The sequence below is a fragment of the Flavobacterium litorale genome, from assembly GCF_019613795.1.
Taxonomy (GTDB): domain Bacteria; phylum Bacteroidota; class Bacteroidia; order Flavobacteriales; family Flavobacteriaceae; genus Flavobacterium; species Flavobacterium litorale.
Map to the genome: position 1 here is coordinate 2,356,257 of NZ_CP080429.1, position 15,089 is coordinate 2,371,345.

Annotated in this window: 11 protein-coding genes; 5 read left to right on the forward strand and 6 right to left on the reverse strand. The window is 36.4% G+C overall.

The genetic code is table 11. The annotated features are described in order from the left end of the window. Nucleotides 1–70 precede the first annotated feature (70 nt). The gene (locus K1I41_RS10775; RefSeq protein WP_220640349.1) at nucleotides 71–1,018 is read right to left on the reverse strand and encodes a PhoH family protein; all 948 of its coding nucleotides are present in this window, start codon (nucleotides 1,016–1,018) and stop codon (nucleotides 71–73) included. Between the two features lie 104 nt (nucleotides 1,019–1,122). Here K1I41_RS10775 and K1I41_RS10780 point away from each other — a divergent pair, with 104 nt between their 5' ends. The 5 genes from K1I41_RS10780 to dnaN all read left to right on the forward strand — a co-directional run bounded on the left by K1I41_RS10780 (nucleotide 1,123) and on the right by dnaN (nucleotide 5,999). Beyond that, nucleotides 1,123–1,983: an SAM hydrolase/SAM-dependent halogenase family protein gene (locus tag K1I41_RS10780; RefSeq protein ID WP_220640350.1), complete on the forward strand. Its 861-nt coding sequence runs from the start codon at nucleotides 1,123–1,125 to the stop codon at nucleotides 1,981–1,983. 32 nt (nucleotides 1,984–2,015) lie between these two features. Continuing rightward, nucleotides 2,016–2,312, forward strand: a complete 297-nt coding sequence (locus K1I41_RS10785; RefSeq protein ID WP_220640351.1) for a putative quinol monooxygenase — start codon at nucleotides 2,016–2,018, stop codon at nucleotides 2,310–2,312. Between the two features lie 45 nt (nucleotides 2,313–2,357). After that, nucleotides 2,358–3,083: a gliding motility-associated ABC transporter permease subunit GldF gene (gene gldF, locus K1I41_RS10790; RefSeq protein ID WP_220640352.1), complete on the forward strand. Its 726-nt coding sequence runs from the start codon at nucleotides 2,358–2,360 to the stop codon at nucleotides 3,081–3,083. Then, entirely contained in the window at nucleotides 3,083–4,786 is a 1,704-nt protein-coding gene (gldG, locus tag K1I41_RS10795; protein WP_220640353.1) for a gliding motility-associated ABC transporter substrate-binding protein GldG, read from the forward strand. The genes gldF and gldG overlap by 1 nt, the downstream gene beginning before the upstream one ends. Nucleotides 4,787–4,880: 94 nt before the next feature. After that, entirely contained in the window at nucleotides 4,881–5,999 is a 1,119-nt protein-coding gene (gene dnaN, locus K1I41_RS10800; RefSeq protein ID WP_220640354.1) for a DNA polymerase III subunit beta, read from the forward strand. Nucleotides 6,000–6,132: 133 nt separating this feature from the next. Here the strand turns inward: dnaN and K1I41_RS10805 are convergent, their stop codons facing one another. The 5 genes from K1I41_RS10805 to K1I41_RS10825 all read right to left on the reverse strand — a co-directional run bounded on the left by K1I41_RS10805 (nucleotide 6,133) and on the right by K1I41_RS10825 (nucleotide 15,000). Further along, nucleotides 6,133–7,905, reverse strand: a complete 1,773-nt coding sequence (locus tag K1I41_RS10805) for a MutS-related protein (RefSeq protein WP_220640355.1) — start codon at nucleotides 7,903–7,905, stop codon at nucleotides 6,133–6,135. 76 nt (nucleotides 7,906–7,981) lie between these two features. Next, nucleotides 7,982–8,551: a DUF1573 domain-containing protein gene (locus K1I41_RS10810; protein ID WP_220640356.1), complete on the reverse strand. Its 570-nt coding sequence runs from the start codon at nucleotides 8,549–8,551 to the stop codon at nucleotides 7,982–7,984. A gap of 19 nt (nucleotides 8,552–8,570) precedes the next feature. Next, a complete protein-coding gene (locus tag K1I41_RS10815) occupies nucleotides 8,571–10,676 on the reverse strand; it encodes a DUF4838 domain-containing protein (RefSeq protein WP_220640357.1) in 2,106 nt (701 codons plus the stop codon). A gap of 45 nt (nucleotides 10,677–10,721) precedes the next feature. Further along, on the reverse strand, nucleotides 10,722–13,607 hold the full coding sequence (locus K1I41_RS10820; RefSeq protein ID WP_220640358.1) for a tetratricopeptide repeat protein: 2,886 nt from the start codon (nucleotides 13,605–13,607) through the stop codon (nucleotides 10,722–10,724). Beyond that, nucleotides 13,600–15,000, reverse strand: coding sequence for a glycosyltransferase family 2 protein (locus tag K1I41_RS10825; RefSeq protein ID WP_309508850.1), 1,401 nt, complete (start codon nucleotides 14,998–15,000; stop codon nucleotides 13,600–13,602). Before K1I41_RS10825 ends, K1I41_RS10820 begins: the two co-directional genes overlap by 8 nt. Between the last annotated feature and the right edge of the window lie 89 nt (nucleotides 15,001–15,089).

A 15,089-nucleotide genomic window follows, 5' to 3' on the forward strand; every position in this document is an offset into this window, starting at 1 on the left:
ACCATTAAAAGTATATACCTCCAATGGCTGCCTTAAAACTTTTAAACTTTATAAACTTTCAACTTATATTTTAATCATGATTTTCAATAGCCTTATACGCATCAATAACCCTTTTAACAAGCCTGTGGCGTACCACATCTTTATCGTCCAAGTAGAGCATACCAATACCCTGAACGTCTTTTAATACCAACAAGGCTTCTTTAAGCCCCGATATGGTACGGCGTGGCAAATCTACCTGCCCAGGGTCGCCCGTAATCATAAACTTAGCACTTTTACCCATACGGGTTAAAAACATCTTCATTTGGGAGTGGGTTGTATTTTGGGCTTCATCTAATATTACAAAAGCATTATCCAACGTACGCCCGCGCATAAATGCCAATGGTGCTATTTGTACAATTCCTTTAAGTATATAGTCCTCTAGTTTTTCGGGCGGAATCATATCGCGTAAAGCATCATACAAAGGCTGCATGTAGGGGTCTAGCTTTTCCTTCATATCACCAGGTAAAAAACCTAAGTTCTCTCCTGCTTCTACAGCAGGTCGGGTAAGTATAATACGTTTTACACGTTTTTCTTTTAATGCTTTAACGGCAAGTGCCACACCTGTATAGGTTTTACCTGTACCCGCAGGACCAACGGCAAAAACCATATCATTCTTTGCCATTAAATCCACTAGCTTCTGTTGGTTGGGTGTCATGGCTTTTATAAGCTTCCCACCAAGCCCGTGTACCAGTATATTATCACTAGGACTCATGTGTTCTACCTGATGGTCACTTTGTATAACACGCTCTATAACATTATCATCAATGTTATTGTAGCGCGAAAAGTGAAGCATTAGTCTTTTAAACCTTTTTTCAAACTCATCGAGTACAGACTCTTCTCCAAATGCCTTTAGTGTAGTACCTCGGGCAACTATTTTGAGTTTAGGATAATATTTTTTAATCGTTTCAAGGTGAGAGTCACGCGTACCCCAAAAATCTTTCGGGGCAATGTCTACTAGTTCGATTATTCTTTCGTTCAAAAGCAGTGTTTTTTAATTAAAGATAATAGCTATATAATTATTAGCTTTGCATTCAAATTTAGTGAAATTTTAATCTCACTATTATAAAAGTTTTACACAATTTTATGTCAATAATTACCCTAACAACCGACTTTGGCTTGAAGGACCATTTTGTGGGTGCCCTTAAAGGGAAAATCCTCTCTGAGTTTAGAGAGGCTACTATTGTTGACATTTCGCACCATATTGATTTATTTAATACACCCGAAGCAAGTTATATTGTTGAGGCTGCTTACCGAAATTTCCCGAAAGGCACTGTACACTTAATTGGTGTAGATGCAGAGTTAACAAACGAGTCGCGACACATTGCTATGCAATGGAACGACCACTATTTTATATGTTCGGATAACGGCATTTTAAGCATCTTAACACAAAAAATTGTTCCGCAAAAAATTGTAGCAATAAACATACACAGCCGTTTTGGGGATGATGCTACTGAGATGGATGTATTTACAAAAGTAGCCATACATTTGGCTAAAGGCGGATTGCTTAATGTTATTGGCAGAGAAATTACCGAGATTAAAAGCATCCATCAACTACAGCCTACAATTAGTGGCAATAAGGATAAGACTATTTTAAGGGGCTATGTGGTATATATAGACCATTTTGGCAACTGTGTAACCAACATTACTAAAAAGCTGTTTAAGGAGGTAGGGCTTGGACGCGATTACGAGATAACTTTTAATACCAAAACTATAAAACGTATTAACAGGAATTACTCTGATTTTAAACTGAATAATCCATTTTCATTAAAAGATTACGAGGGCGAGAAACTAGCACTATTTAACGAGGCTGGTTTTTTAGAAATTGCCTTGTACCGCAGCAATCCATCTACAGTAGGCTCGGCACGCTCGCTACTGGGGTTAAAGTACAGGGATGTAGTTTGTATTACGTTTACAACACCCGAAAATCTGAAAGAAAACATTTAAATAACTATAATTTTAAGTAATATAAAAATACTATGTTTGTAAGAATTGTAAAAATGAGTTTTCACGAAGATAAAGTTGATGCATTTCTGGATAATTTCCACGAAGTAAAACAGCACATACGAAACTATCCTGGAAATCGTTTTTTAGAATTGTATAGGGACAAGGATAATCCTTCGATATTTTTTACATACAGCTATTGGGAAAATGAAAGTGATTTGGAAAACTACCGTAAATCGGAGCTTTTTAACGAAGTTTGGGCATTTACCAAACAACTTTTTAATAATAAGCCACAAGCTTGGAGTGTAGATAAATTAGTAACGTTAGATTAATACTATTACTGGCATACAAATATTTTTAAGACTTAATAATAGTACATGAAAGCTTTATTGCTACGAGAAATAAAATCATTTTTTGGCTCGCCTATAGGCTACCTTGTTATAGCAGTATTTTTATTGCTTAACGGGCTTTTTTTATGGGTGTTTGAGGGCGACTTTAATATTTTAAATAGTGGCTTTGCCGACCTTAGTCCGTTTTTTACCCTTGCCCCTTGGATATTAATTTTCCTTATCCCCGCTGTAACCATGCGCAGTTTTTCTGACGAAAAAAAGCAAGGCACAATAGAACTTTTGTTTACCAAGCCACTTAGCGTATGGCAAATTGTAAACGGTAAATTTTTAGGTGCTTTAGTAGTAATTACACTCGCCATACTCCCCACATTTGTGTACGTTTTTGTTATTTCCGATTTTGGAAATCCCGAAGGTAACATTGATATGGGCAGCACCATCGGGTCGTATTTCGGGCTACTATTTTTAGTAGCAGGTTATACCGCCATAGGTATCTTTGCCTCTACCCTATCCGATAATCAAATTGTAGCCTTTATAGTAGCCATACTACTTTGCTTCCTCTTCTACTTTGGTTTTGAGGGCATTGCCGAGTATGCTAACTATGCATCACGCTTAGTAGCAGCATTGGGCATGGAGTCGCATTATAAAAGTATGAGCCGAGGCGTACTCGATACGCGCGATATTATTTATTTTGTTACGATTGCCGTACTATTCTTATCGTTTACTGTATTCAAACTTAAATCGCTAAAATGGTAATGAAAACAGGAAAAAAAAATAGCATAAAGCAACTTATCATAACTGTAATAGTATTACTGCTACTCAACTTTGTAGGTAATTACTATTTTGAACGTTTTGATCTTACACACGATAAGCGCTACACCCTCTCGCCTACTACATTATCATTGGTAGATAGTGTAGAAGAACCGCTCTACATTGATGTTTTTTTGGAAGGAGAATTTCCTGGGGAGTTTAAACGATTACAAGACGAAACAAGACAATTACTACAAGAGTTTGAAGCGTATAACCCAAACATTATATTTCAGTTTGTAAATCCGCTAGAAGATGAAGAAAGTAACCAACAGATAATAGAAGAATTTTATCAGAACGGGCTTACACCTGTAAGCGTAACAGTAGACGATAAAGGAAAGCAAACCCAAGAAATGGTTTTTCCGTGGGCAATAGCCTCTTACGGTGATAAAGGGGCGAAAATCCAGCTCTTAAAAAACCAAATGGGTGCTACTACTGCCGAGAAGGTAATAAGCTCCGTACAACACTTGGAGTATGCTTTTGCCGATGCTTTAAACAAAGTAACAAAAGCCAAAGAGAAAAAAATTGCCATTGTAAAAGGTAACGGCGAAATGCACGACCTGCTTATGGCAGACTTTTTACAGCAAGTACGCGAAAACTATTATATAGCTCCATTTACACTCGATTCGGTAGCAGATAACCCTGAGAAAACACTTACCGATTTAAAAGAATACGACTTAGCCGTAATTGCAAAACCTACGGAACGTTTTACAGAAGAAGAAAAGGAAGTTTTAGACCAATACATTGTAAATGGTGGTAAAACGCTTTGGATGGTAGATGCCGTACAAATAGATATGGATAGCCTGTACAACGAAACAGGTACTACACTCGCATTTCCGCGCGATTTAAACCTTGCAGACATGTTTTTTAAATACGGTTTCCGTATTAATGCCGATATTATTAAAGATGAGCAAGCAACACCCATACAACTCGCCACAGGCTCGGAAGGAAGCGGAACACAGTACCAACAATACCTATGGCGTTACTCGCCATTTGTGTACCCCGACCCTACGGTGTACCAAGGTGCCAATCACCCCATTGTAAAAAATCTTGGTGGTATTAAATTCGAATTTACCAACCCTATAGATACCATACAAAATGGTATTAATAAAAAGGTACTCCTTACTACATCCAAATATTCCAAACCTATAGGCACCCCTATAGAAGTGGAACTCGGTATGGTTGCCGAGCAAACTACCCCGCAAGATTATGAAGGCTTTGGGTTTATCCCCGTAGCCGTGCTACTAGAGGGTAAATTTACCTCGATGTACGAAAACAGAATCTTACCATTTAAAAATAAAACCTATAAAACTACAGGTAATGAGGGTAAAATGATTGTAATTGCTGATGGCGATATTGTAAAAAATCAACTCGACAAAAACTATCAGCCTTTAGAGCTTGGTTATGATAAATGGACGAAAAACAGGTACGATAATAAAGAGTTTTTAATAAACTGCGTTAACTACCTACTAGACGATAACGGGCTTATTAACATCCGTAGTAAAGATGTAGATTTACCATTATTGGATAAACAAAAAGTATACGATAACTATACTACAGCACAGTTTATAACCGTAGGACTACCCCTATTAATTGTACTTATATTCGGGATACTTTTTACTTACTTACGAAAAAGAAAATATACCAAATAGTATTAATAAAAAATATTTCACAATTCGGTAGGATTACGATATATTTGTGAAACGTAAAACAAATCCTTTTTTACGCTTAAAATAAACCAACCAAATGAAATTTATAGTATCAAGTTCTTATTTACTAAAACAACTACAAGTATTAGGTAGCGTTATTAATAGTAGTAATACATTACCTATATTAGATAATTTCCTTTTTGAATTAGATAATAATGCGTTAACCGTTTCTGCTTCTGATTTAGAGACTACTATGTCGGCTACATTAGAAATTGATTCAGAAAGCCAAGGGAGTGTTGCTGTACCAGCAAAACTTTTGCTAGAAACGTTAAAAACATTCCCAGAGCAACCCCTTACCTTTACTGTAGAGGATAATAATACTATAGAAATAAGTTCTAATTCAGGTAAATATGCTTTGGCGTATGCAGATGGCGAAGAATTCCCAAAAGCCGTATCGTTAGAAGATCCTTCGGCTACGTTAGTTCCTGCCGAGGTATTAGCTACAGCAGTAAGCAAAACCATATTTGCAGCAGGTAACGATGATTTACGCCCTGTAATGTCGGGTGTATTTTTCCAATTCTCACCAGAAGGATTAATATTTGTAGCTACCGATGCTCACAAACTAGTAAAATATGCACGTACCGATGTAAAAGCATCACAGGTTGCCGATTTTATTATGCCTAAAAAACCGCTTACCATATTAAAGGGTATTTTGGGAACATCGGATGCAGAAGTTAAAATTGAATATAACGACTCAAATGCTACCTTCTCTTTCGATAATTATGTATTAACCTGCCGATTAATTGACGGTAAATATCCTAATTACGAAGCAGTTATACCAAAAGAAAATCCAAACAAACTATTAATTAGCCGTACACAGTTTTTAAGCTCTGTACGTCGGGTAGCTATATTCTCGAATAAAACAACGCACCAAATACGCTTAAAAATTGCAGGTACAGAGTTAAATATATCTGCTGAAGATATTGATTACTCGAACAAAGCTGAAGAGCGTTTAACGTGTGATTATCAAGGCGACGATATGCAAATAGGTTTCAATTCACGCTTTCTTACCGAAATGTTGAACAACTTGCATAGCGATGAAATTATGCTCGAAATGTCATTACCTAATCGTGCGGGTATCCTTACCCCTGTTGATGGGTTGGACGAAGGCGAAACTGTTACCATGCTAGTAATGCCAGTAATGCTTAACAACTAAAATAATTTTAGTTTGAATATAAAGAAGTAAGATTTTAGGAGCATCAATAAAAAGCTATTTAATCAACCTTTTATATATAAAAAGCCCAGTACATTTAGTTGTACTGGGTTTTTAATTTTATAGTCATCTAAAATTAGATAACCCCAATTTTTTCCATTAAAAATGTGGCACTTTTGTTTTGGCAAATACCGTCGCGTAGTTTATAATCAAAATGTAAGTTACCGTTTGCTATTTCTGCCTCAAAACAACGATTAACAAGCTGTTCAGGATATTCGGTAGTAGTATTACACACTTCAATATCGTGGGTGGCTATTACTCCTATTGCATTTTTCGCGATCATCTTTTTAACTACTTCAATCGTACCCGTACGTTTATCATCGGAATTTGTACCGCGTAGTATTTCATCAAGCAATACAAACGACTGCTGTGTTTCCAACGCATCCATAATTTGTTTAAGACGCTTAATTTCGGCAAAGAAATACGATTCGCTATCGCTTAACGAGTCGGACAAGCGCATCGAAACTAAAACAGGTAACGGGTGCACATTTGCGTCTGTAGCACATACTGGCGCACCAACACCTGCTAAAACTATATTAATCCCTAAGCTACGTAAAAATGTACTTTTACCCGACATATTAGAGCCTGTAAGTATAGTAAATTTAGGGCTAAAAGCAATATCATTCCCTATACGAGTATCAGGGTTAAGCAACGGGTGTGCTAGCCCTTTGAATGTTATTTTTTGTTGGGTATTCAGTGCTGGAAAAGTATAATCTTTATTATTGTAATATAAATTAGCAAAGCTATTTAGCGTTTCGATTTCTGCAATTACATCGAGCCATATTGGTATGGAAGATGCGTGTTGTTTTTTCCAATTTTGTAAGGCATTAAAAATATGGATATGATACTGGAACAACCCATTAAATAGTAAGGCTGCAAATACATTGCTTACTGTATCCATTTGCGAAAATAGTACGGCTAATTTCTTTATTAGTTGCCCTGCTGGTTTTCCGTCAGACGATAATTTCTGTTTGAGGTTGTTTAACTTGTTTGAAGTAAAATCCTCTTCTTCTATTTGACGTATAATGAGGCTATACTGGTGCAGTATTTCGCCAACAGCAGTAGTGGTGCCTATTTCTTTTTTAAATAGCTTGGCTTTACCCGAAACTAAAAATAAATTGAATAAGAACAAGTAGGTACAATAACTTAAAAACGAATCGTTATCTGTTATCATATACGCAATAAAACTTCCTATAAGTACTACAGGAACTATAATGGCTAAGATGGAACTCGCTTTATTAATTGCAGTATTAGAATTGTTGCTCCACGCCATTAACTTACTATGCGTTGCCTTACCGTCTTTTTTCATACGTCCTAAGGCTTGTATTTCCTGCCGCCATTCAGGTTTATCGGCAAGCTCTTTTATAGCCTCCTGATTTTGAAGTATTTCCTCCTGTGGTAGCGTATTAAGTAACGTAGTAGCTAGTTTTTCCTTGCCTTTAAAGGTTTCTGTACGGTTGATATGTTGGAAAAGCGAATGTTGCCCAAATATATCCAAATCGTAGGCATACGGATGTTTAAAATCAATATACTCGGCACCATCGTCGTAATTATTTGCTTTACGCTCCAAATGGTTTATCTCATCCTGATTTATAGCTATAAGTGTAGCTGCTCTTAACTTTTTATATGTAATTGTAGCATGTAGCTTCATCAAATAGATAAAGAGTACAATGCAACCTAGAATAGGTAATGTATACTTGATAAAATCATCAGACTGCAAACCAAAATATAACAATACTATAGTAGCAGTTGCTATAAAAAACCTGATAATACTAATGGTGTTGTATTGCTTTTTGAGACGTTTATGGATACTGGTATATGTATCTTTTTGAGTGGTGTAGAATTTCATTTACATAACATAAAGCAACAAATATACAATAGCGCCGTAAAACCACGCTATTAGTGCTTGGTATTTATAGGGTATGTTATTTATACTTCTGTACGTTGGTAGAATCTATAATATATCCACGTTGGTTGGTTTTACCTTCTACCAACTCTTGTGTTAGGCCTTCTTCCTCTAGCTTAATGTGGTATAGTTCCTCGTAATCTTTAGTATATAAGGCATCAGGTACTACATTAATATCAAAGTACATGGTATGCGAATGCTCTTTGGTATTTGCCAAAATAGTGGTATAAACCCCTACTTTCCCTACGTTCTTAGTACTGTCGTATTTGAGTTGTATAAATGCATCGTTACCTGGTGCTACAGCTTTTGTAGAGAACTTGGCAATGGTACAGCCACAAGATGGTAGTACTTTATAGATCTTTAACGGATTTTTGCCTGTATTGGTAACTTTTACTACTATATTTTGTTCCAACCCACGTACTATAGGATAGTAGTGCCTAACGGGGTCTTCTATTTCCATAGTGGTTAAATCTAAAAAAGCATTTTCCCTATCGCTTTTACACCCTTGCACTACTAAGGCAGCACTTACACAACAAAGCAGTACTGCAAACCGATAGCTATCTCGAATAAGGTTAGAAAATGATTTCATAGGTGTATGCTATTTATTTTTAGTTGAAAAATAGCTCATCACAAGCTATCGATTTATTTTTATAGGCTTCCTGCTTTGCAACAGTAATTACTATTGTTTTATCTTCTGGTAATAGTATAATAGGCACTGCTGCTTTGTATTTAACGGCATCTGTTTTATCTATCTTGGTTTTATATTCCCTGCCATTAATGGTTATCAATACACTTTCGGGCAAGTATATGTTGTGCTTTGTATCGTTTAAAAAGTTCATAGTTACTAACTCAGCATCTTTCACATCTTTTGCCCTAACTTCTATAGTTACCATAGGAGAAACTGTAAATAGCAACCAATTGTTATAATAATCGTTAAACGCTATAGCACCATCGGTAAGCCTACCAATATCGGTATAATCTTCGTCTAGCTCTGATTTTACTTCTACTGCTTTACCAAATAGCAAATTCTCATACGTTGTATTTATTATCTCTGTATCCCAGTAATTAATATATTCTGATAGCGTAAATCCTGATTCGTTATATATATCAATACCCGTTGCAGCATGCAATTGCTTTAATCGTTGTAATAATTTAATAACGTCGGGTTTTATAGTTGCTACATTATTTTCTACAATGCCATAGCCTGTATCGTTTTGACTTGGCGATGTACGTAATAGTTCGAGTTGCTGAAACGTAATTGCTAATAACAGTGGTTGTATTTTTTTACGTTCGGAAACACTTAATTTATTTACCGATGCAACTAAAGCATTGTAAAACGAACTGAAATCAGACTCATTTAAATACTTCTTTTTGGCAGGAGCCGTACCACCATAAATATCCATACTTTTTTTAGATGCTAACGATAATTCCTCGGCCTTACTATAATAACCATACAGTAGCTTACTAACGGTACTAGGATAATTATTATTGAAGAAGAAGGCTATTTCCTTATCTACATCTACCATTACATTTTGTAACAGCTTGGCATAAACATAACATTTTAAGTCAGCAAACGCACTATAACGATCCTCACTGCCTTGCATAAATACCCCTGTAACACCAAGACTTTTATAAAATTGTAAATTTTGCTGTGCGATACTTACAGTTGGATAGATTTCGAAATAATTATCAAAATTTACAGCATAATCCCACAAATAAATTTTGTTGGTAATGTTTTGCCACGATGTAAATGTATTTCTGATTTTTTCGGCTTTATTAGAGTTAGCTACCACAAAACCTTTTGGGAAAGCCATAGTACTTATCATAACCCCAGCATTATCTGCTAATTTAAAGGCTGGTGGTTGCTGCGTAGTAATGTACGCGGTACTAAAAAAATCTTGCTTCGGAAAATGAGTTGCCAATTTGTTAAGTAATGTAAATACGGCTGGGCTAGCATTGCTTTTTGTAGTGCCTAAAGCTTTACAGCGGTTGCATTGGCATACCACAGCATTATCGTTAGGCATAACCATAAATTTGCTTTTGGTAGGGTTTTCGGTTACGCTGCCATTTATAAATTTTTTAAGGGCTTTTTCGAGCTCTGGACTGGAAAAACAGAACTGTTCTTCATATTTTTCTCCATCTACAATAGCATACATTGCAGGGGTAACAGGTATTACTTTACCTATGTTATGCCCCCATATACCCCATACATCCTCAAGGGTATGCGTTATATTCCATCTGCGGAAATTTTTATCAAAATTATCAGGAAAATAAGGCTCTCGGTACTCAAAATCAGTAACGTGTTTGTAGTTAAGATTAACGGGGACTTTTATCTCTGTTACTCTAATTAGTTTTTTGGGTAACGAGAATTGATTAACACCTGTGTAGGTACTAAAAAAGTATCGGTTAGCATTATAAAACCCTTGTTTGGTAGCTGCTTTTATAGTAAGCGTATTCTCTTTGTGCGTAATAGTAAAAAGCGAATTTTTATTGGTATTATTTGAAGGAAGCCAATCTAATACTATAGTGACTTTATTATTATTAGGATTGTTTGTAATAATAGGACGTTTACCAACTGTTTGCTCAAAAAAATCACAAAGGTCCTCGGCTAACGGGTGCAATGCTTCATCGGTAACCGTTACAACAGGCATTATCTCGCCACTTTTACATACCGTAAAAGTTTGGGCATTACCAAAAGTAATACTTACAAGCATAATACATACTATTACAACCCTTTGTATCATACAGTGTGCTAAAGGTTAAAATTTAGTCCTAATAGTTAGGAACAGATTATATTGATTAATATAGGCATCTGGCGTAACGCGAAAATTGTACCAATTACCCAAAACACCAAAACTGGTACGGTGTGTAAAGTAGTGGAAATACCCTGCCCCCACCATAGTGTTTACGTAGGTAGTAAAAGTATTAATCTGAAAATCCAATCGTTGGTCTTCGGGAGCAGTACCTACCGATGCCATTGCAATTACGTAATCTCTATCGTTGTTTACGTAAAACCTACTTTGTACAAAAATACTGTTGAAAAAATCATCAGTATCTGTCATAAATAATACACGTGCATTAAGCCAAACCCTCTCAAATTCACGCTCTATCCCGAGTATTCCTGTTAAAAAGTTTCTATCGTCTTGCAAACGGTTGTATCGCGCTCCAAACTCCGAGCGCCAGTATTTTTTAAACGGACGGTAAAAAGAGAACGACGCACTAACTTTTGGAAAAAACTGGTTTGCTATACCACCACTAGCCCTAAAACTAGTTTTATTATTAAAGGTATGGTACCAATCGCCTTCCGCCTGCACCCCTATTCCTGTTGGGCGTGCTGCGTAATTTCCTCTTACTACATAAGTATCTTTTTTATTAATGAGTAAGTACTCTAAAGTAGCGACCGAAGTATTGATAAATATAGAATCGGATGTTACTTTTAGATAACTTAAATTAATCTGGTTTTTTAGTAGTTTCGATTCCAAGTAGCGCAAGTGCTCTAAATGTTCTTCATACTTATGTGGTGGCGGTACATATTTACCCTGATACAGTCTTGCTTTTTCAAAGTCGCCCATTTTCTCATATATCACTCCTTTTTTATACAATAAATCAGTATCGTTTGGCTTGAATGACAAGGCGGTATCTGCTACCAGCATTGCCTCTATATATTCTTGCCTATCAATATAAATATCTATTAATTTTGATGCCGCTAATACATTATTGGGTTGTATTAATACTATTTCGTGATATACTGCTTTAGCTTGAAAAGGTTCGTCGTCCAACTGGAATTCTTTTGCCTGTACAAACATTTCCTCTATAAGTGCTCCTTTAATATCGGGGTTGTACGGGTAATCTTCCATTAGTGAGCGTAACTCAGCTACTGCTTTATCATGCTCCCCCATTTGCGAGTATACGCCTGCTTCTTTTAAACGAAAATTTTTATCGTCAGGAAATCTTTTGCGAGCACTTTGTATCATCGTCATCGCTTCTTCATATTGCCCCATAGCTATACGCGCACCAATAGCATAATTATACGCTAACATATCGTTAGGGTCTTCCTCAACCAAAGTATCGGCAACCATTTTAGTCGTATCATAAGCTTCTCGCTCGTTTAAATACTTAATATATACTATCGAGTAATCTTTAAGGGCATAATAATACTCAGGTACATTAGGGTAACGCTGTTTGTACTCTAATAGTAAATCATACGCATCCGAATAATCGCCCATAGCAGCCAAAAGGTCTATCTTTTTTAGCACATACTGGTGTTCGCCTGGGTTTTGGCGTATCATATCATTAATCAGCTCCATAGCTTGATCATACGATTGCTTAGCAACGTAGATGGCAAACATATAATTTTTAGAAGATTTCCCGTAATCTGGATTGCCGGACAAACGGATAAACACGGGCAATGCTGCATTATAGTTTTTATCTATAAATGCTACTTTAGCATCCTCGTACGCCATTGTATTGTACTTTGTAGCAATATCATAATCGTTAGGGTATAAATTGTATAATTTTTCTAGCGTATTCCGTGCACCGTTGGTATTACCCACACTTTCGTATACAAATAACTGTTTTGCCAATAACTCTTTGGAGTTTGGGTTGGCTTTTAAATCTTGTGTTAGTATTTCTTGTGCATCAGCATAATATCCTTTACTAATTGCAGTATTTAATAAATAATCGTGTGCCTCTTTATTTCCTTTATCTCTCTCGTATAACTGACCGTACAGCACATAGGGGTCTGAGTTTTTGTAATACCTCGCCGATTCGGCTGTTAGGTAAATTAATAAATCATTATAATAGGTAGAAGGTCCTTTTTTCAACTCCGCTTGTACAATAGCTATTGCTTCTTGGTAACGGTGTTGTTCCTGTAATATTCCTATTTTTTTATTGCGTATTTCCCTATTTTCTGGTAGATGATACAATCCCATATCTGCTGTGTTCAGGGCTTCGTTGGTGTTACCTAGTTTTAGGTACAAATTAATGAGGCTCAAGTACAATTCAGGATCATCTTTTGTGGCTATTAATGCTGCCTGATATTGGTCTACCGCACCGTTAAGGTCGCCTTCCTTACTGGCTTTTAATGCATCTTCTTTAAGTACATCATTGTACATTGCTTTAATCTCATTATCTTCAGGAAATATCTGGAATAGGCGTTTAACCTCTCTATGTGCCTCTCTCTGATTATCCATAAGATTGTAGAGGTTTATTTTACGCATCCATAGGGTTTTACTATAAGGCGTTATTTCCAACAATTCGTTGGCATAACATATCGCGCTGGAGTAACGCTTGGTTTGCGTCTCGATATTAATAAGATAATGTCTAGCATCAGTACGGCGCGGGCTTCGTTGCAATACTTCCAGTAAGGTAACCCGTGCTTTTTCGAGTTGCCCAATTTCCATATAGCACTTACCCAAGTACTCTTTAATGTCCATATCCAGCGGAGCAAGCTCGTTGGCTTTTTCGCAGTATTTAGTAGCGCGTTCAAAATTTCCGTTGTTTTTAACTTCCATTTTAGCTTTCGCGAAATAATCGTCAGACGTTTTAGGAAAATCTTTTGATTGCGCCAAAACCGTACCCGATATACTTATAAGAAGCACACAGGTAAAAGTAAACTTTAATATAGAGTAAATTTGCTTATGCATTTGTAGTGGTATCCGTTTTTATTCCTGACGATTTGTTTGTATTATCATAGCCCTGTCGGGTCATAGTACCCCACTCCATTTTTTTGGAGGTATAAAAATTAAAGTAGCCCCTTAGCGAAAAATAGATTAGTAGCGGATGGTATATAAAGGGTTCAAGGAAAACCATAATCCAGAGTTTAAAGGTTTCTCGAGAGGTTTTGTATTGCCTTTTTACAAAGTTATCCAATAGTATTACCAACGTACCAAACATTACGGCTAACGAATAGGAGTATAAAAATATATACCCTGCCATTGGCCAGTTAACATCGCCTTTTAATATTAGATAGATAAAATATATGAGTCCTATAAACTCTATAATTGGTGCAAGAAACTCGTAAATAAGCTGAAACGGAAATGTTATCATTCCTAGCTTTTTATATCTTGGGTTTAAAAGTATTTTACGATGTACAAAAAATATTTGTGCCATTCCTGTAGCCCAACGTATGCGCTGACGCGATAATATTTTTACGTTAGGTGGTCCTTCCGTCCAACAACAGGATACGGGTATGTATTCAATTTTATATTTCTGGTGATTATTAATCATGTAAGCTGCCATTTTAGACATTAAGTCCATATCCTCAGCATGCGACTCACCATCATATCCTCCTGCATTTACAGCTACTTCTTTATCAAAAAGTCCAAGTCCTCCAGAAACGTTAGGTACACAGTTTACCAAACTCCAACCCATTTTACCAAAAAGGTAAGCGCGTAAGTACTCTAATTCCTGAAAGCGTGGTATTAGCGCATTTGGTGGTTTTACACGCTCAATAACCCCATCTTTAATATCGCAACTGTTGGACATGCGGAGTGTAGCCCCTACACCAATAACTTTAACTTTGGAGTTGAGCACGGGTTTTATCATGCGTAACATGGTGTTACGCTCCAAAATACAATCTACATCGGTACATAAAAAGTAATCGTATTGCGAAGCGTTTATACCTGCATTAGAGGCATCTGCTTTTGTACCACCATTCATTTTATCTACTACGGTTAGCTGGCTGTATTTGGGGTTGCTCGATTTGAATATGCGTTTAAAAGGTTTGGTTTTAATACGCTCCACATACGCATAGGGTGTTTCCTCAAGGTCAAACTCTTCAATAAGCAAATCCAGTGTTTTATCTTTACTACCATCGTTTACAATAATTACCTCATATAGCGGGTAGTTTAAAGTAAGTAACGATTTTACGTTTACAATAATCGTTTTTTCTTCGTTATAAGCTGGTGCTACTACTGATATTCCTGGTGTTAAGGGCGACTCTATAAGAAACTGATCGTCTATCCTTGAGTTGTAGGTACGATAGCGAGTAATATTTATAAAAGAGAATACTCCTAGCACCAAGTAACATATAAACATGGACGAGGCGTAAAAGAAAACGAAATATTCGAAAAAATTGTAAGTTAATCCCATGGATTATAGCAATGGTTTAGACTGGGGTGCGAAAA

Coding starts and splice junctions, on each gene's coding strand:
- K1I41_RS10805 (WP_220640355.1), bottom strand. CDS start 7,905: ATGAAATTCTACACCACTCAAAAAGATACATATACCAGTATCCATAAA.
- K1I41_RS10820 (WP_220640358.1), bottom strand. CDS start 13,607: ATGCATAAGCAAATTTACTCTATATTAAAGTTTACTTTTACCTGTGTG.
- K1I41_RS10825 (WP_309508850.1), bottom strand. CDS start 15,000: ATGTTTATATGTTACTTGGTGCTAGGAGTATTCTCTTTTATAAATATT.
- gldF (WP_220640352.1), top strand. CDS start 2,358: ATGAAAGCTTTATTGCTACGAGAAATAAAATCATTTTTTGGCTCGCCT.
- K1I41_RS10785 (WP_220640351.1), top strand. CDS start 2,016: ATGTTTGTAAGAATTGTAAAAATGAGTTTTCACGAAGATAAAGTTGAT.
- K1I41_RS10815 (WP_220640357.1), bottom strand. CDS start 10,676: ATGCTTGTAAGTATTACTTTTGGTAATGCCCAAACTTTTACGGTATGT.
- dnaN (WP_220640354.1), top strand. CDS start 4,881: ATGAAATTTATAGTATCAAGTTCTTATTTACTAAAACAACTACAAGTA.
- K1I41_RS10810 (WP_220640356.1), bottom strand. CDS start 8,551: ATGAAATCATTTTCTAACCTTATTCGAGATAGCTATCGGTTTGCAGTA.
- K1I41_RS10780 (WP_220640350.1), top strand. CDS start 1,123: ATGTCAATAATTACCCTAACAACCGACTTTGGCTTGAAGGACCATTTT.
- gldG (WP_220640353.1), top strand. CDS start 3,083: ATGAAAACAGGAAAAAAAAATAGCATAAAGCAACTTATCATAACTGTA.